This is a genomic window from Leifsonia sp. Root1293, from assembly GCF_001425325.1.
Classification (GTDB): Bacteria; Actinomycetota; Actinomycetes; order Actinomycetales; family Microbacteriaceae; genus Orlajensenia.
Genome location: NZ_LMEH01000001.1, coordinates 773,670 through 794,884, shown reverse-complemented (window position 1 = coordinate 794,884; position 21,215 = coordinate 773,670). Strand labels below are relative to the sequence as shown.

Here is a 21,215-nt window from a genome sequence, read left to right as displayed (position 1 = left end):
CGGTACGGCAGGCAGGTCGGGGCCAGCTTCCGGTGTCGGTCGTTCATGCCACGATCATCCCGACGGAGGATTACGGGAGATCGCATGCGAGGCGAGGCGACAGTGCTGCACGCCGATCTCGACGCGTTCTACGCCTCGGTCGAGCAGCGCGACACGCCCGCTCTTCGCGGGCGGCCCGTGATCGTCGGCGGCGGCGTCGTGCTCGCGGCCAGCTACGAAGCGAAGGCGCGCGGCGTGCGCACCGCAATGGGTGGACGGCAAGCGCGCGAGTTGTGCCCCGACGCCATCGTCGTGCCACCGCGCATGGACGCCTATTCCGCAGCCAGTAGAGCCGTTTTCGCCATCTTCCGGGACACGACGCCGCTCGTCGAGGGCCTCTCCATCGACGAAGCCTTCCTGGAGGTCGGAGGCCTCCGACGCATCGCGGGATCGCCCGAGCAGGTGGCGGTGCGGTTGCGAGAGCGCGTGCGCGCGGAAGCCGGACTCGCCATCTCCGTGGGAGTCGCGCGGACGAAGTATCTCGCGAAGGTCGCGAGCGCCGTCAGCAAGCCCGACGGGCTGCTCGTCATCGAACCGGAGGAGGAGCAGGCGTTCTTGCTCCCCTTGCCGGTCGAACGTCTCTGGGGGGTCGGTGCCGTCACGGCCGAGAAGCTGCACAGATTGGGCATCTCCACGGTCGGGCAGCTGGCCGAACTCGAAGCCGCGACCGCAGAGAGGTTGCTCGGAAAGGCGACCGGGGCGCATCTGCACGCCTTGGCCCGGTTGCGCGACCCTCGTCCCGTCGACAGCACGCGTCGCCGCTCGTCCATCGGTTCGCAGCGGGCGCTCGGGAGCCGACCCCGATCGGTCGACGAGCTCGATCTCATCCTCACGCAGATCGTCGACCGGCTCGGCCGTCGACTGCGCGATGGCGATCGCGTGTGCCGCACCGTCGTCCTACGACTTCGCTACGGGGACTTCTCGAAGGCGACCCGATCGCGCACAGTCGGCTCTCCAACCGACCGCACGGCGGTGATCCTGGACGTCGCGCGGGAGTTGTTCACCGGGGCGCAAGCCGAGATCGCGGCGCGGGGAATCACGCTCATCGGCGTCTCGCTGGGGCAACTGGCCCGGGCCGACACCCTCCAACCAGAGCTGCCGATCGACTGGAACGACGGTGCACGACTCGACACCGTGCTCGACGCCGTGCGCGATCGCTTCGGAGCGGCATCCGTCGCCAGGGCAACGCACCTCGGCCGGGATCCGGGCTGGTCGACGCCGCTCCTGCCGGAACACGAGTGACCTGACAAAGCCTTCGCCATCCGTCGAAGACGACCGAGGGCGCGGCCCGACGGGCTGTCAAGCCCCTGCCGACCGCCGAAGGCCCCGAGTTCACTGGGGGCATGACCGATTCAACGACGACAGATGGTGCGCAGCCCGACACCGGCGCGCACAGCGAGCAGCCTCTTCTCGCGGGGCACGAGCCGGAAGAGGCACTGGCCCTGGGACGGCGGATGGCTGAGCCGGCTGCGGACGATGCGACCGCGCCGGGCACCGTGGACGCGGGTCCCGGTGGTTCCGGTGCCGATCCCGGCGGTGTCGAGACGCAGATGATCACGGATGACCAGCCCCACGTGACCAATGACGTTGCGGGCGACTCTCTGGCCGACCGCAACGGGGAGGACTGAGTCAGTTCGGGCACGCCGTCCTGGGCGACGAAGCCCCCGACGTGCAGCGACCTGCGGATACCGTCGCTTGTAGTCTGAGACCGAACGGACCTTTCACCGTGATGATCACCTCCGAGATACCGAGGCCAGCCATGTCGTCGACCGATGCTTTCGATCGGGCACTGGATGAGTTGTCGGCTGCATCCGCGACGATGACCGACCTGTGCCGCCCGTTCCTGAACGCCCTCCCCGTCCGTGGAGCGTCGATCGCGGTCCTCGCGGACCCGTTCGGCAAGGAGACCATCTGCGCCAGCGATCGTCTGGCGGCACGGCTCGACGAGCTGCAGATCGATCTGGGTCTCGGGCCGTGCTGGGACGCCCTGAGCACCCGGACTCCCGTGTTCACGTCCGATATCCGACGGGTGGACCACCGCTGGCCTGTCCTCGCCGATGCGATCGGAGACGAGCGGATCGGCGCCCTCTTCGCGCTCCCCCTGTACATCGGCTCCCTCGACATCGGTGCGGTGGACCTCTACACGGAGGAACCCGGAACCCTGACCGAGTCGGAGGCGAAGGATGCTGTCGCCCTCTCGACAGCCGCAGCACGACAGGTGCTCCTGCGCGCACTCGACGCCGCTCAGCCCGGGGCCACCTACGACACCGAACCCGGCACGCACTCCCGCCGGCTGGTGCACCAGGCGACCGGAATGGTCATCGCCCAGCTCGGGATCTCAGCCACCGACGCATTGCTCGTGCTCCGGGCGCGGGCGTATGCCGATGGTCGGAGCGTTCGCGAGGTCGCTGACGACATCGTCGACCGACGGCTCGACCTGTCGTCCGGCGCAGACGAGATCTAGGATCGAAAAATGGCTGCTCACTCCCGCGAAGCCGAACTGCTGGAGACCTTCGTTGCTCTCGCAGACACTCTGGTGGACGACTTCGACATCTTCGAGCTGCTCCATACCCTCGTCGACCGGTGCTCCACACTCCTCGAGGCCTCGGCGGCGGGAATCCTGCTGACCGACTCCGGAGGAACGCTCGAGGTCGTGGCATCGACCAGCGAGGGGAGCAGGCTCGTCGAGCTCATGCAATTGAACGTCGGCAGTGGCCCGTGCATGGAGAGCGCCGACACCGGAAGCAGAGTGCACGTTGCAGATGTCGCCGTTCAGGCCGCTCACTGGCCGGAGTTCGCGGAGAGCGCGATGTCACAGGGCTTCTCCGCTCTCCTGGCTGTCCCCCTGCGCCTCCGGGAGACGACCATCGGCTCGCTGAACCTGTTCTGGAACGAGCCGACGACCGTCGAGGCCGCCGATGCCGACATCGCCCAGGCCCTGGCCGACGTCGCGACCATCGGGATCCTCCAAGAGCGCGCCATCCGGGAGCGGGATGTCGCCAGGCAACAGCTGCAGCGTGCGCTCGACAGCCGCGTGGTGATCGAGCAGGCCAAAGGCGTGATCGCGTACTCGCGCTCCGTCGACATGGATCAGGCGTTCGCGCTGCTGCGCGACCGCGCTCGGTCGGAACGGCGCCCGATCGCCGAGGTCTCCGCCGACGTGGTGGAGCGCCGACTTCGCTTCTGAGCGCCCCGCCTGGACAGCCCGCCCGGGAGATGGTTCTAAAGCGACGCCGCGGCCGAACGGAAACTCTCAGCGGCTCTCATCACGTCGTCGACCAGGGACTCCGCGCGGCGGCTCTGCGCTTCAGCAAGCATGCCGTAGAAAGCGGAGTTCTCGCCCGCGGTCGCGGCGTCGCGCGCCATGCGGGTGAGGTCGTCGACGAGCAGGAGGGTATCGCGGTGTTCTCCAGCCGCATCCTGGATCGCCTTCGCCGCCTTGCCGACGGCGCGCCACCGTTTGCTCAGGACCGATGCCGGAGGTGATGAGAGCGCCTCGACCGCGTAGCGGAACCGACGAGCAGCCTTGCGCGCTCGATGCATGCTGGCCAGGTCGTCTGGATCGAGAGCGGCCAGTCGCCTCGACACCCTCAGCAGCTGCTTGCGGGCCGACTTCTCGAAGCGTGCTCGCGGCTTTCTCGCGAAGTCGCGTGCGATGGGAGGCCGAGAGGCGAGCAGCTCGAGGTCGTCGAGCAGCCGGAAGTAAGCCGTCGAGTCGAGACGCGCGTTGATCGCGTCCTCTCCGTCCGCTGCCCGTCCGTTCGCGTCGGCCTCGAGACGCTCGCGCACCTGCGCCGGGAAGTCGGCGCGGCGCTCGTCGGCGAGAAGACGGGCCGCCTGCTCGCGACGAACCTGAGCCTCGCGGACGGGAGCGAGCACATGTGCCAGGTCGGAGAGTCGCTCCCGGATGTCGTCCGTCACGGCCGACGCGAGAACCGGTCGCGTGGTGGCCAGGACCGCCCGCAGGCGCCGGAGGGTCTTCCTCATCTCGTGGACCGCTGACCGATCCCCCGCGCGAAGCGCCATGTCGGCATCGATCAGGGCGGCGGTCAGCTCATGCACGATCCCGACGGCGACTTCGAGCGCGGTCCGCGGCTTCGTCGCGGCCACGGCTGCTGCCTCGCCTACGACGCGGGCCAGCTTCGACCGTGACGACGAGTTCACCGCTCCCGCTGAGATGACGGAGGCCTCGATGCGATCGAGGAGGTCTTCGGCGTCAGCACGGGCAGCCGCGTCGGGCAGCAGTTCGACCTCCCACTCGCGCCACATCGTGAGGGTGCCGGACGCCGCATCGGAGGCGGTGACCCTGTCATCCGAGAACTCCGCAACAGCCGTTCCGTCGAGGAACAGGCGGATCTCGGATCTCTCGGTGGAGACGGTGGCGATCTGCACGAGCTCGGCATCCCGGATGATGGCGCGCACCCGGTCGAGCAGGGATGCGGGCGGATGATTGCTCAGCGCTGCACGCGTCTCCAGCCGGCCGCTCCTGAGCGGAGTCTTGATGTGCCACCCGTCGTCGTGTCCGCCGGCACGACGTCGCAGGGTGATCCGGTGTCGCAGCAGCGCGCGCTCCCCCGTGTCGAAGTAGGACGCCCGGAGCGACAGCGTCTCGAGGCGTTCCGACTGGAATCCCTCGAACCCCGGTTCCTGGGTCTCGTCGGACACGTCGTACTTGCGCTCGAGCTCCGGAGCGGAGGACAGGTCCGTCGTCGTCATCATCACTCGCGAATCAGGCGAGCTCGTAGTCTTCGGGACCCCATGAAGTCGCCTCCTCATCGGGCTGCACGGTGGCAGGAGACACCCTTCGGCGCGTCAGGTCGCGCATGCGCTTCACCGCGGCGGTGTTGTCGGGTTCCGGCACCGAGCTCCGTGTGGTCTCGACGATCATCGGCGCACCGGAGCTCAGAACCATGCTGACGACGACGTCGTCGCCGTCGGCCCCCACCGCCGCCAGCTCCACGGTGTCCGCTTCGCCGGCCGTGGACAGGACCCGCAGGTACTCGAGGAGGGCATCGGCGGCATCATCACCGATGAGCAGGGACTTCTCTGCAAATGTGAGGTGCTTCATGGAATTAAGGGTAGGCACCGAAAGCCGTCGACCGAAGCGGCTTGACAACCGTAGAACCACTTGTGCATGGTGCAGTCAAGCCCCTCGCCCTGCGCTCGGTGGCCGTCGTACCGTGATGGGGCCGCATGAATCCATCGCAGTGTTCCTGCAGGCACTGGAGGAACCATGAATTCCACACGATGCACTGACGTCGCAGCGTTGATCGCCGAACGTGCGACACGTCTCGGGATCCGCATCGGGTGTGCGGAATCGCTGACATCGGGCTCGATAGCGCAGTACCTCGGTGCCGCACCCGGCGCTGCCGACTGGTTCGCGGGCGGCATCATCGCCTATGCCGACGACGTCAAGTTCAGAGTGCTCAAGGTGCAGCCGGGGCCCGTGGTGACGGCCAGGACCGCTGCTGAGATGGCGGCGGGAGCAGCCGCGCTGCTGCGAGTCCACCACGCCATCGCCGTCACCGGGGTCGGAGGCCCGGGTCCCGCCGAGGGGAAGCCGGCGGGCACCGTCTACGTCGGCCTCGCCACCTGCGCCCGATCCAGTGCGATCGAGATCCAGGTCGGCGGTGACCCGGAGGACGTCGTGGCGACGACGACGTTCATCGCCCTGCGCCTGCTTCTGGCGCGGCTCGGTGGTGCCGAAGCCGCTGCAGACCTGCACCATGACGAGACGGCCAGCCGCCCTCAGGATGAAGCACCCGTTCCCGCTCCCATGCTCAGCCGCGGTCAGCCGGTCGGCTGAGTCGGCCGAGTCCACTACTGAAGCGAACTAGCCCGCAGCGGTTCATCGTCCTGACGACGGGGGCGGTCTTCCCGCGGTTCCGGAATCACCTGGAGCCCCGTGACCGAGTCGGCGGAGGCCATCAGTTCATCCAGCCAGACCCTGTTGATGGATGGCTGTCGGCTGCCCTGGAACTCGTACAGCAGTGGGATGGCCGGATGCAGCCAGATGGTCGTACGACCGCTGCCTTCCGACGGATCGGTCTTCCACGAGAAGTTGAAGGATTCACCCCGGCGCAGCTTCGTCGCGATGACCAGCTGCAGGTGCGCGAGCAGCCGATCATCGAAGTGGATCTGCTTCACCACGTCGTATGTCAGGGTGCCCATGTCGTCACCGTCATTTTCATCTCCGTTCGGGGTCTGGGAACGCGTGTCGAACGACACGTCAAGGTTACGCCGAGGCGTCTCGGCGCGGAATCAGAATCATTCGAGTCCTGGTCCGGGTGATGTCAAGCCCCTCCGCGCCAGCGCCGGCATCGACCTAGCGTTCAGGTGTCGGCATCGCCGCCGGCAGAAGGGAGAACGAACATGATGGACGAGCGGATGCCGGACTCCGATGAGTTCGAGACCGACATCGCTGGAGGAGACTTCGCCTACGTGGAGGAGCCTCCGATCGACGACCTGCAGGACGCGCCTGCCTTCGACCTTGCGGACGACATGGACTACGAGGACGACGTCGACTATGAGGACGAGAACATCGTCACCGGCATCGATTGAGGAGGCCGCCCGTGTGGTCGCAGTGATGGCCCTCGTCGAGCCGAGGGCCATCGCCGTGCAGGCACGATCCGCTCAGGTGAGCGAGGCCTCGACATGGTCGAGCATCCGCAGCACGTAGAAGGTGCTCTGGTCCGTGCCGTCCGGAAGCGCCCGGAGTGCCTCCACGGCGTTCGCGCTCAGTCCGTCAGACGTGGCCGCCCGCAGGATGTCGTCTCGATGCGCCGGGTAGTCGACGGTGCGCAGGCATCCGGCTATCGACTCGCGTTCGTCTGTGGAAAGAGGTTGTGTCGTGTTCCCCGATGAACTGTCCATGCTCACATTCTCGATTCGAGCGCCGAATATCGACTGACCCTTGACATCGCAGTCACGGCGACGTTATGGCGTCTCGTGAATCGACAGGAGCTCTCGCCGAGGGCTCGGCCGTTCTATCGGGAGACGTGCTCATGTCAAGCCCTCAACCTCGTGGCTGGCGAGGATCTATCGTCGGCAGGGACATGGACGTCATTGAGGAGTGGAAGAGGGAGTCGCATGCGACGTGTGCACTACGCCGGCGGAACGGTCATGGTCGACGATCTCACCTGCAAGGCGCTGCTTCGCTATGCGCGGGCGCTGGCCCAGACCGGAGAATCAGACATCGTGGAGATTCCCGTCATCACCGATACGGGAAGCCAGGCTCACGCTCACATGCTGATCGGGCCATCGAGCCAGCTCTTCGCCACGACAGTCGACAACGCTGCTGAGAGCATCGTCGAGGACGAGGTCATCGCCGAACTGGAACGCCTGACCGCGCGTCTGCAGCCCTCCCGGCCGCAGTGGTCCGACGAGCTCCCGGGGCTCGCTTCGGTGCAGGACTTCGACTTCCTGGATCGAGCAGACGACTGAATTCCGGGCGCCGGCAACAATTTCCGCAGGGGGCCCACGCAATCGCGTTCGGGTCTGGTCGGTACAGTGCCACCGTGGACGATGCGACGAGCACGGCGTGAGGCCTGACGAGATCCCGCTCCGGGAACGGAGCCGGCTGGTGCGATTGTCTCGCCTGCTCGGCACCAGGTCTCCCCGAACCTTCACCGACAAGGTGCGCTACAAGATGCTGCGCGATCGCCGGCCGCTGCTCGTCACCTTCGCCGACAAGGCCGCGGTGCGCGATCATGTCGCATCGATCGTCGGCGCGGCCTACCTCCCGCGCGCCCACGCGATCCTCGACGATCCGAAGGACCTCGCGGCCGTGACGCTGCCACCTGCCTTCGTCATCAAGCCCACGCACGGCAGTGGTGCCGTCGTCGTCGTGTCGGCGCAGGCGCCGAGCGACGCGCGGCTGCCGGTCGCAGAGTACAGCTGGGTCTACTCTCATGTGCCGCGGCCGGCTGCCGACCGAGAGCATCTCGTGCGGATCGGAGAACACTGGCTCTCGCAGGTCTACGGGCAGGGACCGAATCGTGAATGGGCGTACGGTCAGGTGCGACCGCGGCTCATCGTCGAGGAACTGCTCACTGGGCCCGATGGGGCCATCCCCGACGACGTCAAGCTCTTCGTCTTCCATGGCCGGTGCTGGTTCATCCAGGTCGACTCCGGCCGGTTCTCCCGTCGCACCCAGGACTTCTACGACCGGGACTGGACGCACCTGGCACTCAGCGGAGGCCCGCCGTGGGCCGATCCTCCCCATCGCCGCCCGGCGCGGTTGGGGGAACTCATCGACATCGCCGAGCGACTGGGTGCCGACACCGACTTCGTCAGAGTCGATCTGTACGTGACCGGCGACCGGATCGTGTTCGGAGAGCTGACGAGCTACCCGGCAGGCGGCGACAGCCCGTTCGACCCCGAGACGTTCAATGCCGACTTCGGCCGGCCATGGCACGTGCCGCGACGGTACCGGTGAGTGAGCAGGCGCCCCCGCGGCGAGGAGAGCGCTGGCTCGTCGCAGTGACCGAGTACGCGGGCCTCACCCGCTACACGGGAGGGATCGGGCGTCACTACGCCGCTCTGCTCCCGGCACTGGCACGGTCCGGGATCCGCATCGACCTCCTGGTCTTCTCTGATTCGAGCGCCCTGCCCGACGCCGATCTGGCCGGTGTGAACCTGGCGGGTTTCCACGTCATCGGCCACCGGTCACGGAATCTCACCCTGGTACATCGACCGCTCCTGGTCAGGCGCCAGTACCGTAGAACTCCGTACGACCGGGTGTTCGCACCCGAGTGGAGTGGGCTCGGGGCCATGCTCCCTCGAGGGGCGCCGCTGCTGACCAACCTGGCGACGAGCCTGCGGCTGGCCACGGAGATCGCCGGGTTCGACTCGCGCGACCTCCCTCGGGACACGCGCATCACGGCATTCGTGCAGAACCGCCTGGAGGATCGTCAGATTCGGCGCTCCGCCGGACTCATCGCCATCTCCCACGCGATGGCGTCGTGGACCGAGGCCGCGTTCCCGTCGCTGCCGCCCGTGCGCGTGGTGCGCAACTGCGTCGACGTGCATCATGCCGCGGCGGCGTCGAGGCTGGCGCCGCTGCCGACGGCCTGGCCGAAGGGCACGGCTCCCACGATCCTCTTCCTCGGCCGGCTCGAACGGCGCAAGGGAGTGACGGACGCCCTCAGTGCGTTCGGCGATCTGTGGCAGCGGATGCCGGAGGCCCGACTCGTGCTCGCAGGCGCCAGTGGCGACAGCCGCTTCGAACCGGACAGGCAGGAGCTGCTCGCCCTCGTGCCGGACGCCGCCCGCTCACGGATCACCTGGCTGGGGCACGTCGACGGCGACGAGCTCTATCGCGGCATCCGAGAGGCCGCTGTGACGATCTGCCCGTCGCGGTGGGAGGGATTCGGGAACGTGGCGCTGGAGGCGAAGGCCATCGGCACACCGCTGGTGTGCACGACGGGCAGCGGGTTCGACGACTTCTGCACCGACGGCGATGACTGCCTGATGGTTCCTCCGGCGGACCCGACGGCCCTGGCCGCTGCGATCGCCCGGATGATGACGCAACCAGCTCTGGCCGAGAACCTCGCTCGACGGGGTGCGCTCGGCGTCGACAGGTTCGCACCAGATCCCGTCGCGGCAGACCTGGCCGCCGCAGCCGACTCGATCCTCGGCGCCGTCCCCGCGACCCGCTAGGAGGGCGAGTGCGAAGGCTCACGACGCCGACGGATCAGTCGCGGCTCGTGCGCTGCCATCCGGAGCCGACTCGCTCGATGGCGCCAGCCGCCGCGAACTCCTTCAGCCAGCCCGCCATCGGCCAGGACTTCCACCGCTCGGCGAAGACGCCACCGTTGCGGATGATGTCGTCGAGGTGGCGCCAGGGAGGCGAGGACGTCGGATGGTACTGGTGATAGGCGTGGGCTCCCCCGATCCAGACCAGGGGAATGCCCGACGACCTCAACGCGAAGGCGAAGTCGGTGTCTTCGCCGCCGTAGCCCTCGTACCGCTCGTCGAACCGGGGAGATGACGCCCAGAGCTCAGCCGTCAGCGCGAACGAGAGCGACCAGAACAACTCGTACTCGCCCGGTACTGCCACAAGCAACTCGCCATCCGGCGGTGCGGGGCGAGCAGGATGCGGGCGGGTGAACGCGCCAAGGGAGGCCACGTCGGACACCTCGATGCCCTCGGCGAGATAGGTGACCGGCCCGCAGAGCACCGCATCCGGACGCGCCATCGCCGCGGCGGCGTACCTGCCGACGAGTTCGAGACCGGGGACGCAGTCGGCGTCGAGGAAGATCAGCAGATCGGCACCGCGCAGCACCGCCCGGTCTGCGCCGGCGTTCCGCGCTGCGGCCAGACGCAGTCCATCGGTGCCCGGCGGAACCATGACGAGCTCGTCGACGGCCAACGACGGCGGCTCGTCGTCGCCGAGCCAGACGAGAACTGTGAGCACGTCGCTGCGTTCCTCGAGTGCGGCGAGCTGCCGGCGGAGGTGATCGACCCTGGGGGTCGAGCACAACGTGATGACGGCCCTGGTGGGGCGGGTCCCTGTCATCACCGCTGCCGCCCCTCGACCACGGCCGCGATGACAGCCGCAGCACGTCCGGCCGCACCCGCCGTGCGCCACAGCGACCAGTCGGGTTGAAGCGCCAGAGCGCGATCCACCAGGCCATCCCACTGTCCGGGCTCCGGCCAATTCCACTCCACGACCGCGAGCCCTGTGCGGGCCAGAGCCCGAGCGGTACCCGCCTGCTCCTCGAATGGCCGTGACTGAGGAATGACGATGGCGCGCGAACCCGCCGCAGCGAGGTCGGCGACCGAATTCTGGCCGGCCCAGGCGACGACGACCGCCGCGCCCGTGATCGCCTCCCACGGATCGTCCATCCAGGAATCGTCGTCGTCCTGTCCGGAGAGGCCGAGACTCGTCCACGGGTGGGCGCTCGTCGATGCTGCTGCCGCCCGCACCGCGGCGGCATCGACGGCGCTTCCCCCCGATCCGGCGAGGACGAGTACTCCTGAACGCTCGGGACCACTGTTGGCACGCCCGTCGAAACGACTGATCCCGCCGACATAGGACACGGTGTCCAGCGCTGCGAGGTGGCGCGGACGGAGGACCTCGTCGGACCACGGCGCGATCACGGCGGCTGCCGCCCGAAATGCGAGGAGGTGCGGCGGATCATCTCGGATTCCCGGCTGAGTGATGAGTACCGGCGGAATGCCGAGCAGCCGGGCGAACAGGGCCACCTCGACGGACACGTCGACGACGAAGGCTAGAACCGGCTGCTGATCGACGGCCTCTGCCATCAGCGTCAATCGTCGGCGATGACCCGTATGGAGAAGAGGCGCCCAGTGCAGGAGCCCTCCTGCCTCCGGATCGTTGTCCGCCGGGGAGCCGCTCGGTTCCACTGCGTCGTCCATCGGCAGCCGGATCCAGTCGCAGTGGTCCGGGAGCTCATCGGGGCGCGGAAGGGAGCTGAAGACCAGGACGTCGTAGTCGAGATGGGGCACGATGGACAGCATGCGCATGAGATGACCGCGGCCATGGTGGTGCACGTACCAGGCGACCCGTTGACGAGTCATGCTGCCACCTCCTCTGCTTCTGCGGGCCCGGCGAGAACAGTACGGAAACGCTCCTCGAGCGCTGCTGTTCGCACCGGCAGCGAGTATCGCGACTGGGCAGCGCCACGGATGGCGCGGCGGAATTCCGGATCCCTGTCCGTACGGTCGATCAACCCGGCTGCCCTGTCGGCCAGCTCCGAGATGTCGTTGCGGGGCGCCGTCTCCATACCGACGCTCGCAGCCGCGATCTCAGTGACCCCGCCGACAGCGAAACTGACGACCGGAGTTCCGCACATCAGCGCTTCAGGTGCGACGAGCCCGAACGGCTCTTCCCAAGCGGGTGTCGAGATCGAGCACGCGCTGCGGCCGACGAGCCTGGCGAGCTGGACCGGCGAGAGCTGACCCGCGTAGCGAATGCTGTCGCCGAGCGCCGGGACCACGTGCCGATCAGCGTAGTCGTCATCGCCGATACGCCCGGCTATGACCAGCGTGCGCCCCAGTCGCTTCGCGACCTCGATCGCCAGATGAGGAGCCTTCTCTGGAACGATGCGACCGAACCACACCAGATCCCCTCCACCGCGGCCGAGCCGCCAGGTATCGGGATCCACCGCGTTCGGCAGAACGTGCGAGTCGACTCCGGCAGCTGCCCACTGCACTCGAGTGTGCTCGCTCACCGCCATGAACTCGCTCCGGCGACCCGTCGCCCGCGCGTGCGATTCGACGAGGTGCCGGTCGACGGGAGTGTGCAGGGTCGTGACCATGGGCACCCCGAGTTCGCCAGCTCGCGACAGGGGCAGGCCATGGAGGCAGTGGTTGGAGATCAGGTCGTAGCTCCCACTCTGTGCGGAAACCTTGTCGAGTGCCCGCCCCAGAGCCGGGATCGTTCGACAGTAGTAGCTGTCGGGGTAGGTGTCGTCGGTCGGACGAGCGCGATCGGGCCACGCCAGCGGCGGGATGCTGAACGCATCCTCCGGTCCGAGGAAGTCAGAACCCTCGGGCGCGATGAGGGTGACACTGTGCCCGCGACGTCGAAGCTGACTGACCTCGTTCCAGACGGCTGACTCGAGGCCCCCTGCATGCGGGCGCCGGATGGGAAAGCGGAGCGGGGCGATGACGACTATGCGCAGCGGTGCCGTTGCCGTCATGATCTGCGCTCGCCGACGAGTTGCCGATACAGTGCCGCATGAATGGCGGCTCCCGTCGCGTCAGCACGCAGTCGGTGGGCGCGACGAGCCTCGAAGAGCGCCCGCCGTTCTTCGGATCCGGGTCGGGTCGCGTCCGGGGCGTCGAGAACGGCGACGAGCGCCTCCGCGAGCGATTCACCCGTCGGATCCGGCGAGAAGGAGGCGTGGCTGTCCTCACGGTGCTGCTCAGCGTAGAAGCCGCGTTGCGGCGTCACCACCGGCAACGCGAGATCCCAGCACAGCTCGAGCCAACCCGAGTGGGTGCCGTGCCCGTACGGGAGCACGTAGGCGTCGAGGCCGGCCAGGCAGCTCTCGAGCTCACGATCGTCGAGACGCCCATGCTCGATGAGCAGCATCCGATCGCACTGGCCCGCGATCTCGCGAACAGCCTCGCGCGACTCTTCATCCCTGACCTCGCGATGCATCCGCACCTCGGCGACGACCTCGAGTCCCGAGGTCGCGATGATCTCCAGGGCCACGGCCAGCGCACGCACCATCGCAACCGCGTCGATGTTCGGGCGGAGGTCCTTCAGGTGCATACCGATCCGCAGCTCCGTGGACTCCGCGACGGCGGGCAGATCCTCGTCGGGTGGGAGGACGGACGGATGACGCACGATCAGCGCCGATCGTCCCCACCGTCGGCGGATCTCCTCGGCCGCGCCGTGCGTCAACGTCAGCACGGCGTCCGATCCGGGGATGAGCACGTCGAGCTGCTCGAGATAGCCGTCCTGGTGGTCGAGCTGCGGATGCTCGATGTCGTGAACGGTGAAGACCACCGGCCAGCCGACCTCTCGAGCCGCACTGAGGCAGTCCGTCAGGTGCTCCGGTGTGAACGATTCCGTGCCGAAATGGATGTGCATCAGGTCGGCGTCCTTCGCGTGCGCCCGGATCCAGTCTGGGTCGAGGGCCGCGGGCGGCCACCACTGGGAGGGAGTGGATGCCGAAGTGGAATCGGGAAGGACCCTCACATCGAGCGACGAGGTCACGGATCGTACGTACGGGTGCCCGGCCGGAACCGCCACGACGGTGACGTGCGGGTCACCGAGGACGAGGTCGCCATCGGCGCGGATCGCCGACAACCGGACAGTCTGCTGCATACGGGCTCACTCCGATCCTGCGCCGTGGAGCGGCGTCAGGCCTCACCGTACGCCGGAGACGGTGTCCGGGGCCCACCCTTGACGGAGTCGTCCGGATGAGCAAGCATGTGCCAGATGCGCGCCGCCGATCACCCCGACCTTCTGATCATCGGCCCCCAGGAACACGGCGTCGTGCAGTACGCGCACGAGCTGGCAGCCGCGGCGCAGGCACAGGGTCTGGCGGGCGCGGTGCACGCCTCACGCACCGTCGAGAGCGCAGCATTCCTGCCCCCTGCCGCTCGAGTCCACCTGCATGTCACGGACCGGCTCTTCGGCTCGACGCCCGAGGAGGCCGCCGACAATCTCGAACGGCTCGCCTCGGCCACGAGTCTGAGCATCACCCTGCACGACCTTCCCCAGGAGTCCGATGGCGCTGGGTACTCCCGACGGGCGTCCGCCTACGCGCGGTTCGTCGGAGCAGCACAGGCTGTCGCCGTGAACAGCGAGCACGAGGCCCGATTGCTCGCCGAGCATGTGGATCCGTCGTTCGATCGCGTTGCCGTCATCCCGCTCGGTGCCCGGATGGCGACGCCCCAGCGCGCTGATCCGCCGGCAACGTCCGGCCTCGGAGCGCAGCGACCTCTGACGGCTCTGATCGCCGGCTACATCTACCCCGGCAAGGGCCATGGGGAGGTGATCGACGCTGTTGCCGACGCACGCGATCGACTCCAGGTGGCAGGCGAGAATCCCGGACCCGGCGTCGTCGTCGCGATCGGCGGGCCGTCGCTCGGACACGAGGCGGATGTCGACGCGCTGCGTGCCCGGGCCGACGCGCTCGGGGTGCACTTCGAAGCCACCGGCTACCTCGATGGGCCCTCGTATCGAAGCGCGACTGTCGCGGACGGCATTCCGGTCGCGGCGCACCAACACCTCTCGGCTTCACGATCGATGCTCGATTGGATCGAGCAGGGGCGGCGTCCTCTTGTGCCGATGTCGCGATACGCGGCCGAGATGGCTGCCCTCCGACCCGGCACCATGGCACTGTACGACCCGGCGCGCCTGAGCACGCACCTCATGGATGCCTGGCGACAGCCGGGCTCGACCCGGTTGCCCGTCGGCACCGCCCTGGGGCCGACGATGGATGACGTCGCGTCGGCCTACGGGTCGTGGTGGGCCGGTCTGGCGGCACGATGATCGCACCTGGCACACGTCTCGGCGCGGTCCCGGGCAATCGATGGGACCTGCTGGACGGTCAGCACGCAGCCTCACCGGCATCCGTCTCCGTGATCGTCGCCCACTACGAGCAGCCGACACAGCTCGCCCGCACGCTCCGGGCTGTCGCACGGCAGAGGTACCCGGCCGATCTGGTCGAGGTCATCGTGGTCGACGACGGGTCCGCGAGCCAGCCGCACGTGCCCTTCGGCGTGCGCCTCCTCCGGCAGGCCGATGAGGGGTTTCGGCTCGCTGCTGCTCGCAATCTCGGCGCGGCATCCGCCACGAACGACCTGCTCGTGTTCCTCGATGCCGACACTGCGCCCGAACCCGACTACCTGCGGGAGATCACCCGGCTCCCCAGCCTCGCGTGGGACGCGGTCGTCGTGGGTCGCAGACGTCATGCCGACTTCGCAGATGCTTCCACCGACGACGACGTTGAGTCCGTCGGCCCGAAGAATGAACTGACAGAGCCGGTCTGGCTGAGGGAGGGCTATGCGGCATCCGGCAACCTGCTGACGGCTGACTTCCGCAGCTATCGTCACGTCATCGGGGCGGTCATCGGCTGCAGCCGGCGCTTCTTCGATGAGACAGGCGGCTTCGACGAGAGCTTCACGAGCTACGGCGGGGAGGACTGGGAGTGGGCCTACCGCGCCTGGCTGCACGGAGCTCTGCTGGCACACGTGCCCTCCGCCGTCGCGTGGCACGACGGCCCCGACCACGCCGGCCGGCATGACTCCGACCTGATGAAGAAGAACGCCGAGACCCTGACTCTCGCGGAATTGATCCCCGTGCCGGGTTCGCGGCCCGTCGGCGCACCGACTGCTCGGCCGGACATCGCCATCGTCACCACTGGGTTGGGAGGATGCACGGATGCCCAGCGTTTCGTGAGCATCGACTCCCTGCTCGCGGAGCTCCCCTCAGCGGCTCCCCTGCCCGACGGCGTCGAGCTCGGAGCCGGGCTCTGGGACAGGGTGCGCATCCGCATCATCGTCGAGCAGCCCGTCCGGGTGCTCCGGGGCTCACTGCGGCCCGCGATGGCTGCCCTGGAGAACGAGAACTGCGCAGAGGTGGTGGTGAGAGACCTGTCTCGCACCGTTGTGCTTCGCGTCGTCTCGACAAGGCATCTGCGACGGCGGATGCGGTGGGGTGACGACTCGCAACTGCCGACGGTGAACCTGACCACGGAGGGAATCGAGCTTCTGAAGGAGGAGGTCGACCTGGAGGCCTATCTCGGCGGCTGGTGACACCGGGCACCGAACTGTCAACCCCGCGCGCGACGCCGGTCACGGTTCTAGCGTGGACTTCCAGTGACCCACAGACAGGTGATTCCTCAGATGCACACGACCTTCGAACCATCCACTGCGATCGTCACGGGATCCGATTCCGGAATCGGGCGCGCCACCGCCGTTGCGCTGGCCCGAAACGGCATGGACATCGGCATCACGTGGCATTCCGACGAGGACGGGGCTCGCGAGACGGCACGCCTGGTCGAGGCCGCGGGCCGACGCGCCGTCATCGCCCGTCTCGACACGACGCAGGCACCATCCTGCGGCGATGTCATCGACGAACTGTGCGAGCGACTCGGGGGAATCGATGTCTTCGTGAACAACGCCGGCATCAACGGCGGACCGGCCTTCTTCGAGACGTCATGGGACACCTGGAATGCGACGATCACCGCAGACCTCAGCGGCCCGTTCGTCTGCATCCAGCGAGCAGCGCGGCGTATGGTCGACGCCGGCGCCGGGGGCAGGATCATCGCCGTCACCAGCGTGCACGAGCATCAACCGCGGGTCGGGTCGTCGGCGTACGACGCGGCGAAGCACGGTCTCGGAGGACTCATCAAGACGCTCGCCCTCGAGTTGGGCGAGTACGGGATCACCGCGAACAGCGTCGCCCCGGGCGAGATCGCCACCGCGATGACGGGGAACGAGGACGAGGACCCGACTGACATTCGGCGCCCCGGCATTCCGCTCGGACGCCCGGGAGGCGCAGAGGAAGTCGCGTCGGTCATCGCGTTCCTGGCCTCGCCGGCCTCGTCGTACGTGACCGGAGCATCGCTCGTCGTCGACGGCGGAATGCTCCAGATGGGCCCGCAGGCCGGCTCTCACCTGACCGCCGACGACTGGCGACGCGCAGAGGATTGACGAGCGGCGGCAGCGGTGCGGCGGCTGGCGACAGCGCGGCGGCGGCGCGGAAGTCAAGCCCCTCCCCTGCACTCGCACAGGAGCCCTACCGTGATGGTCTGCTCGGCGAGGATGTCGACAGGGAGGGGAGATCGCATGACGGACGCACAGATGAACGATCCCGATCAGGCTGCGGTTGGCACCCCCGCGGATGACTTCATCGCCTCTCAGGAGGCGCCATCCGGGGACGAACTGAACACGCCTGATCTGGACGACGTCGACTACGACGACGACGAGACCCGCGTAGACGCCGTCGAATAGCCACACCGATCCTTCGAACGATTCGGTGTCACAGGTGGTCCCCGCTGTGGCGGGGGCCACCGCCCCTTCCCCATGAACCGAGGAGGTTGCCGTGAAGATCTGCGCAGAGCACGGTGTCGCCGTGCAACGGATCGAGCAGACTCCGCCGGCGCTGAAGGTGGCCAAGTCCCGACCCGGCGCACCTCTCCTCGTCGGATACCGGTGTCCGATGAGTCCGGCGAGAGTGCTGCAGGACTTCGAGGTCATCGAGGTCGACTAGGCCTCAACCGTCGAGGTCTACCAGGCCTCATCCGTCGAGTCGACCAGGCCTCATCCGTCGATGAGCCCGAGCAGGTTCTTCGCCGCCGTCGCGATGTCGTCATGGTCGTACTGAGCTGCCCGGGACTCGAGCGAGATCACCGCGCACCGATGGACCTTGCGGAAGTCACCGTACGGAAAGCTGTAGCGCTTCTTCGTCTCAGCGTTCTGGCTCGTGTCCACGCCGAGGTGCCACTTCGCGTATTCGCTCCAGCCGTGCTTCTCGATGAAGTCGTTCTCATCGGCGGCGCTGGGCGCGTGCTCGCTCCAGTCGTCGCGTTCATCGTGAGTCGCCGTGCCGTCGCGCACCAGGGAACGCGCGTGGGAGAGGCCTGTGTCGTTGAGTTTCACGCTCATACGAGAAACGTACGGATGCCCCCGGCCGGATGTCAGGGGCTTGACGGCTGGATCACCAGCCGTCGACCGACCTCCCGGTACCAGTGCGCGAAGAAGACGATGATGACCGCCGCTTCGATCCAGGCGCCGACGTAGTACATGACCTGGGCGCCGTCCTCCGCGTCCGATGCTGCGATGCCGATCGGCGGATGACCGTAGAGGTACTTGGCGAGAATCCCGTGCGACGCGAAGGCGAACACCATGACGACGAGCATCGTCGACCTCCTCGGCGGATGCGGTCGCGGATCCAGACCGACGAGCGCAGCCGTGAACAGGTACCCGGCGGCGAGAAGATGGGCGTGCATGACCAGATGGATCAGCACATTGCTCCGCGACCAGGTGACCACCGGTGTCAGGTAGATGAACCAGAGTCCGCCGACGCTCAACACCGCGGCCGAGACCGGGTGCGCAACTATGCGTGTTGGCGTGCTGCGCAGGAGCCGGGAAAGACGTCGGGCGGGCGTGACGTCGAGCGTTCTCAGCGCCAGGGTGGTCGGAGCCGCTGACACGAGGAGAAGGGGTGCGAGCATCCCCACGAGGAGGTGGGCCCACATGTGGGCGACGAAACTCTCGTGCGCGGCCGCGGCGAGGGGGCCGATGACCGAAGCTGTCGCAGAGGCGATACCGGTCGTCCAGAACACGACCCGGTACAGAGGCCACGCCCGACCGCGACGACGCGATGCAACAACCCCGGAGACATAGGCGAGTACGGCGCATCCCGCCATGAGCAGGACGGCGAACTCGAATGGTGAGCCGTGCTCGTGCACGCGAGCCTCAGCTGCCGCTACCCACACGATCACCGCGTGTGGGCACTGCCGACGTCCGAGTGCGGGCGAGCATGACGATTCCCACGACCACCATGGCAACCGCGATGACGTTCCAGGTCAGGTCGTACGGCAGCGTGTCCTCCACGTAGCGGATCTGATGGATGCCCAACAGCTTGTGCTGCACGGTGCCGTCGTAGAGCTGGAAAGCGCCGGCGCCGAGGAGGACTCCGCCCCACCATCGTCCCCAGTGAAGAGCTCCCCGCCGACGCAGATCCGCAAGAAGGAACAGGCCGCCGATCGTCGCGAACCAGCTCACGGCGTGGAAGAGGCCGTCCGAGATCAGGCCGAGATCGGGGGTGCCGAGGTCGTAGAAGTGGTGCCAGTGAAGTATCTGGTGGAACACGGTCTCGTCGATGAACGCGACGAGGCCGACTCCGAAGAGGATGCCGGACCAGGCGTTCTGTGCGGAGCGCTCCGCGCGCGCCTTCCGACCGGACGACGGTGCCCCGGGTAGAGGACGACGGGTTTCAGTTGACACACCTGCATCCTCGCGCGCAGGTGATCACCGGCTCATGGGCTTGATTTCGGTCGGGTCGGTGTGTAGAGGGCTGAGCCCATTCGGGGTCGGGTTGTCAAGCCCCTTCGACCCCCGAGGACCCCTGACTACCGTTGCTGCCACGTGGGCGGTGGCTCCGGTGCCTGAGCCCGTGAACCCGAGAGAAGTGATGAAGATGAGCACAACAGCAGACGTTCGAAGGACCGGCTACGCCAAGACCGCGATCGAGAAGACCGCGCTGATCGTGGGGATCGTATTCCTCCTGGTGGGAATCGCCGGTTTCATTCCCGGGCTGACGACCAATGCCGAATCCATGGAGTTCGCGGGCCACGAGTCCGAGGCGCTTCTGCTCGGCGTGTTCCAGGTGTCGATCCTCCACAACGTCGTCCACCTGCTCTTCGGAGTGGTCGGAATCGCCGTCGCGGGGAACTCCCGCGCATCGCGGGCGTACCTCATCTGGGGTGGCGTCATCTACGCGGTGCTCTGGCTGTACGGCCTGTTCACCGGCGACAGCGACAGCAGCGCCAACTTCGTTCCGCTGAACAGCGCTGACAACTGGCTCCACCTCGTCCTCGCCTTGGGAATGATCCTGCTCGGCCTGTTCGTGGGTCGCGACCGCTCGAATCGCACGCGAACGGTCTGAATGGCCTGCGGTGGTAGGCGCCGGGAATCAGCCGTCGCCTCCCTTCACTAGGCGTCGTCGCCCGCCACGGGGAGCAGGGTGATGCCGATTCCCGGCGCGAGGAGGATGTCGGCCGGCGTCGGGGCGCCCTCCCCGTGATTGACCCGCATCCAGGTCTCGCCATTGGCTATCCCGGCGATGACCTCCTGCTTGACGTCGTCATAGTCTCGGCCCGAGACCGAATACCAGATGCCCTCATAGATGATGTCGACGCGCTTCATTGGTCCAATCCAGACTTGGAGGTGTCTTCGGGCGGCTCGGGCACCATGTGCAGGCCCGCTGACGAGTTGGCGGTCGTCATCAGAGCCTCCACCCAGGCGCGGTTGATCGCCGGGGGGCGGCTGCCGAAGAATTTGTAGACGACGTTGGCCCCGGGGTGGATCCAGACGATCGTGCGTCCGTCGCCCACCGAGGTGTCGTCTCGCCACGAGAAATGGAACGACTCGCCTCGGCGCATCTTCGCTCCAACGACCAGCTGCAGGTGGGCTAGGGCCCGGTCCTCGAATTCCACCTTCAGGGTCGAGTCGTAGGTGAATCTGCCCATCCCGCCCTCACTTCCTTTCTTCCGTTCCGCCGAAGTGTGCGCGCACCTCCATGGAGAAAACAAGCCCCTGTGCAGATCCGTCGAATGCGACCCACAGTGGCCGGATGAGACGACTCTTCTACTCGAGCGGATACGTGCTGACCGCCGACCGCACCTGCAAGGCCGTGCTGAGGTACGCCAGAGCACTCGCAGAGAGCTCGACGTCCGACGTCGTGTCGATTCCCGTCCTGGTCAGTGGTGGCGGTGTGGGCTACGCCCACTTCCTGATCGGTCCCGCAAGCCAACTCTTCTCGACGCCTGTCGCCGACAACACGGCGGAACCGGATGATCCCACGGTCGTCGCCGATCTCGAGAGGCGCACGCGGCTGTTGCAGACCAGCGTGCCGGAGTGGGACGACGAGATGACCGACGTCGAGAATTTCGACTTCGACGCCATCTGACGGCAGTGCGCCCAGCGGGCGCGGGGCCATCGTGGTCACCGATCCCGATCCC

The 21,215-nt window shown here is 67.5% G+C and carries 29 protein-coding genes; 16 read left to right on the top strand and 13 right to left on the bottom strand.

Going from position 1 to position 21,215, the window contains the following annotated elements; genetic code table 11:
- Window positions 1-84: 84 nt before the first annotated feature.
- The 4 genes from dinB (at window position 85) to ASC59_RS03630 (ending at window position 3,226) form a co-directional block, all read left to right on the top strand.
- Window positions 85-1,281: a DNA polymerase IV gene (dinB, locus tag ASC59_RS03645; protein ID WP_055818437.1), complete on the top strand. Its 1,197-nt coding sequence runs from the start codon at window positions 85-87 to the stop codon at window positions 1,279-1,281.
- A gap of 101 nt (window positions 1,282-1,382) precedes the next feature.
- Window positions 1,383-1,667 (top strand): hypothetical protein, encoded by a 285-nt coding sequence (locus tag ASC59_RS03640; protein WP_055818435.1) that lies wholly within the window; start codon window positions 1,383-1,385, stop codon window positions 1,665-1,667.
- A 131-nt stretch (window positions 1,668-1,798) separates the two neighbouring features.
- A complete protein-coding gene (locus ASC59_RS03635; protein ID WP_082513371.1) occupies window positions 1,799-2,503 on the top strand; it encodes a GAF and ANTAR domain-containing protein in 705 nt (234 codons plus the stop codon).
- Window positions 2,504-2,512: 9 nt separating this feature from the next.
- The gene (locus ASC59_RS03630; protein WP_055818433.1) at window positions 2,513-3,226 is read left to right on the top strand and encodes a GAF and ANTAR domain-containing protein; all 714 of its coding nucleotides are present in this window, start codon (window positions 2,513-2,515) and stop codon (window positions 3,224-3,226) included.
- Between the two features lie 35 nt (window positions 3,227-3,261).
- Here ASC59_RS03630 and ASC59_RS03625 read toward each other — a convergent pair whose 3' ends face one another.
- Window positions 3,262-4,758 (bottom strand): CYTH and CHAD domain-containing protein, encoded by a 1,497-nt coding sequence (locus ASC59_RS03625; protein WP_055818431.1) that lies wholly within the window; start codon window positions 4,756-4,758, stop codon window positions 3,262-3,264.
- 10 nt (window positions 4,759-4,768) lie between these two features.
- Entirely contained in the window at window positions 4,769-5,107 is a 339-nt protein-coding gene (locus tag ASC59_RS03620) for a hypothetical protein (RefSeq protein WP_055818429.1), read from the bottom strand.
- Window positions 5,108-5,272: 165 nt separating this feature from the next.
- On the opposite strand from ASC59_RS03620, the gene ASC59_RS03615 reads away from it, so the two are divergent.
- Entirely contained in the window at window positions 5,273-5,845 is a 573-nt protein-coding gene (locus ASC59_RS03615; RefSeq protein ID WP_082513369.1) for a CinA family protein, read from the top strand.
- Window positions 5,846-5,859: 14 nt separating this feature from the next.
- Here the strand turns inward: ASC59_RS03615 and ASC59_RS03610 are convergent, their stop codons facing one another.
- Window positions 5,860-6,210 (bottom strand): DUF7882 family protein, encoded by a 351-nt coding sequence (locus ASC59_RS03610; RefSeq protein WP_055822777.1) that lies wholly within the window; start codon window positions 6,208-6,210, stop codon window positions 5,860-5,862.
- A 201-nt stretch (window positions 6,211-6,411) separates the two neighbouring features.
- Between ASC59_RS03610 and ASC59_RS03605 the strand changes: the two genes are divergently transcribed.
- Window positions 6,412-6,600 (top strand): hypothetical protein, encoded by a 189-nt coding sequence (locus ASC59_RS03605; RefSeq protein ID WP_157487913.1) that lies wholly within the window; start codon window positions 6,412-6,414, stop codon window positions 6,598-6,600.
- 72 nt (window positions 6,601-6,672) lie between these two features.
- Here the strand turns inward: ASC59_RS03605 and ASC59_RS03600 are convergent, their stop codons facing one another.
- Entirely contained in the window at window positions 6,673-6,912 is a 240-nt protein-coding gene (locus ASC59_RS03600) for a DUF2795 domain-containing protein (RefSeq protein WP_055818424.1), read from the bottom strand.
- Window positions 6,913-7,128: 216 nt separating this feature from the next.
- Between ASC59_RS03600 and ASC59_RS03595 the strand changes: the two genes are divergently transcribed.
- From ASC59_RS03595 to ASC59_RS03585, 3 genes are all read left to right on the top strand, one after another.
- Window positions 7,129-7,482, top strand: coding sequence for a hypothetical protein (locus ASC59_RS03595; protein WP_055818422.1), 354 nt, complete (start codon window positions 7,129-7,131; stop codon window positions 7,480-7,482).
- Between the two features lie 97 nt (window positions 7,483-7,579).
- Entirely contained in the window at window positions 7,580-8,476 is an 897-nt protein-coding gene (locus ASC59_RS03590; RefSeq protein ID WP_235492561.1) for an ATP-grasp fold amidoligase family protein, read from the top strand.
- A 44-nt stretch (window positions 8,477-8,520) separates the two neighbouring features.
- Window positions 8,521-9,699, top strand: a complete 1,179-nt coding sequence (locus ASC59_RS03585) for a glycosyltransferase family 4 protein (protein WP_162243167.1) — start codon at window positions 8,521-8,523, stop codon at window positions 9,697-9,699.
- 34 nt (window positions 9,700-9,733) lie between these two features.
- On the opposite strand, the gene ASC59_RS03580 is transcribed toward ASC59_RS03585, so the two are convergent.
- Genes ASC59_RS03580 through ASC59_RS03565 form a run of 4 tightly spaced genes read right to left on the bottom strand, consistent with a single transcriptional unit; the run spans window position 9,734 to window position 13,843 of the window.
- Window positions 9,734-10,558 (bottom strand): glycosyltransferase family 2 protein, encoded by an 825-nt coding sequence (locus tag ASC59_RS03580; RefSeq protein WP_055818418.1) that lies wholly within the window; start codon window positions 10,556-10,558, stop codon window positions 9,734-9,736.
- The gene (locus ASC59_RS03575) at window positions 10,558-11,583 is read right to left on the bottom strand and encodes a hypothetical protein (RefSeq protein ID WP_055818416.1); all 1,026 of its coding nucleotides are present in this window, start codon (window positions 11,581-11,583) and stop codon (window positions 10,558-10,560) included. Before ASC59_RS03575 ends, ASC59_RS03580 begins: the two co-directional genes overlap by 1 nt.
- Window positions 11,580-12,707: a glycosyltransferase gene (locus ASC59_RS03570; RefSeq protein WP_055818414.1), complete on the bottom strand. Its 1,128-nt coding sequence runs from the start codon at window positions 12,705-12,707 to the stop codon at window positions 11,580-11,582. Before ASC59_RS03570 ends, ASC59_RS03575 begins: the two co-directional genes overlap by 4 nt.
- Window positions 12,704-13,843 carry a hypothetical protein gene (locus ASC59_RS03565; protein ID WP_235492560.1) on the bottom strand — a complete coding sequence of 380 codons (1,140 nt, stop codon included), beginning with the start codon at window positions 13,841-13,843 and terminating at the stop codon, window positions 12,704-12,706. Before ASC59_RS03565 ends, ASC59_RS03570 begins: the two co-directional genes overlap by 4 nt.
- Window positions 13,844-13,957: 114 nt before the next feature.
- On the opposite strand from ASC59_RS03565, the gene ASC59_RS03560 reads away from it, so the two are divergent.
- From ASC59_RS03560 to ASC59_RS17125, 5 genes are all read left to right on the top strand, one after another.
- Window positions 13,958-15,016 (top strand): hypothetical protein, encoded by a 1,059-nt coding sequence (locus ASC59_RS03560; RefSeq protein ID WP_055822768.1) that lies wholly within the window; start codon window positions 13,958-13,960, stop codon window positions 15,014-15,016.
- Window positions 15,013-16,281: a glycosyltransferase family 2 protein gene (locus ASC59_RS03555; RefSeq protein WP_055822765.1), complete on the top strand. Its 1,269-nt coding sequence runs from the start codon at window positions 15,013-15,015 to the stop codon at window positions 16,279-16,281. The genes ASC59_RS03560 and ASC59_RS03555 overlap by 4 nt, the downstream gene beginning before the upstream one ends.
- 90 nt (window positions 16,282-16,371) lie before the next feature.
- Window positions 16,372-17,181 carry an SDR family oxidoreductase gene (locus ASC59_RS03550; protein WP_055818412.1) on the top strand — a complete coding sequence of 270 codons (810 nt, stop codon included), beginning with the start codon at window positions 16,372-16,374 and terminating at the stop codon, window positions 17,179-17,181.
- A gap of 135 nt (window positions 17,182-17,316) precedes the next feature.
- Window positions 17,317-17,481: a hypothetical protein gene (locus ASC59_RS17130; RefSeq protein ID WP_157487912.1), complete on the top strand. Its 165-nt coding sequence runs from the start codon at window positions 17,317-17,319 to the stop codon at window positions 17,479-17,481.
- Window positions 17,482-17,572: 91 nt separating this feature from the next.
- Entirely contained in the window at window positions 17,573-17,740 is a 168-nt protein-coding gene (locus ASC59_RS17125; protein WP_157487911.1) for a hypothetical protein, read from the top strand.
- Between the two features lie 50 nt (window positions 17,741-17,790).
- On the opposite strand, the gene ASC59_RS03545 is transcribed toward ASC59_RS17125, so the two are convergent.
- From ASC59_RS03545 to ASC59_RS03535, 3 genes are read right to left on the bottom strand one after another with little or no spacing between them, the layout of a single operon-like run.
- The gene (locus ASC59_RS03545) at window positions 17,791-18,135 is read right to left on the bottom strand and encodes a hypothetical protein (RefSeq protein WP_055818410.1); all 345 of its coding nucleotides are present in this window, start codon (window positions 18,133-18,135) and stop codon (window positions 17,791-17,793) included.
- A gap of 32 nt (window positions 18,136-18,167) precedes the next feature.
- A complete protein-coding gene (locus ASC59_RS03540) occupies window positions 18,168-18,941 on the bottom strand; it encodes a cytochrome c oxidase assembly protein (RefSeq protein ID WP_157487910.1) in 774 nt (257 codons plus the stop codon).
- 7 nt (window positions 18,942-18,948) lie between these two features.
- Window positions 18,949-19,479, bottom strand: a complete 531-nt coding sequence (locus ASC59_RS03535) for a DUF2243 domain-containing protein (RefSeq protein ID WP_055818408.1) — start codon at window positions 19,477-19,479, stop codon at window positions 18,949-18,951.
- A 193-nt stretch (window positions 19,480-19,672) separates the two neighbouring features.
- Here ASC59_RS03535 and ASC59_RS03530 point away from each other — a divergent pair, with 193 nt between their 5' ends.
- Complete coding sequence (locus tag ASC59_RS03530; RefSeq protein WP_055822759.1) at window positions 19,673-20,140, top strand: DUF4383 domain-containing protein; 468 nt, start codon at window positions 19,673-19,675, stop codon at window positions 20,138-20,140.
- A gap of 47 nt (window positions 20,141-20,187) precedes the next feature.
- On the opposite strand, the gene ASC59_RS03525 is transcribed toward ASC59_RS03530, so the two are convergent.
- Both ASC59_RS03525 and ASC59_RS03520 read right to left on the bottom strand, forming a co-directional pair.
- Window positions 20,188-20,400 carry a hypothetical protein gene (locus ASC59_RS03525; RefSeq protein ID WP_055818406.1) on the bottom strand — a complete coding sequence of 71 codons (213 nt, stop codon included), beginning with the start codon at window positions 20,398-20,400 and terminating at the stop codon, window positions 20,188-20,190.
- Window positions 20,397-20,723, bottom strand: a complete 327-nt coding sequence (locus tag ASC59_RS03520; RefSeq protein ID WP_055818405.1) for a DUF7882 family protein — start codon at window positions 20,721-20,723, stop codon at window positions 20,397-20,399. The genes ASC59_RS03525 and ASC59_RS03520 overlap by 4 nt, the downstream gene beginning before the upstream one ends.
- A 104-nt stretch (window positions 20,724-20,827) precedes the next feature.
- On the opposite strand from ASC59_RS03520, the gene ASC59_RS03515 reads away from it, so the two are divergent.
- Complete coding sequence (locus tag ASC59_RS03515) at window positions 20,828-21,163, top strand: hypothetical protein (protein WP_055818403.1); 336 nt, start codon at window positions 20,828-20,830, stop codon at window positions 21,161-21,163.
- Window positions 21,164-21,215: the final 52 nt, after the last annotated feature.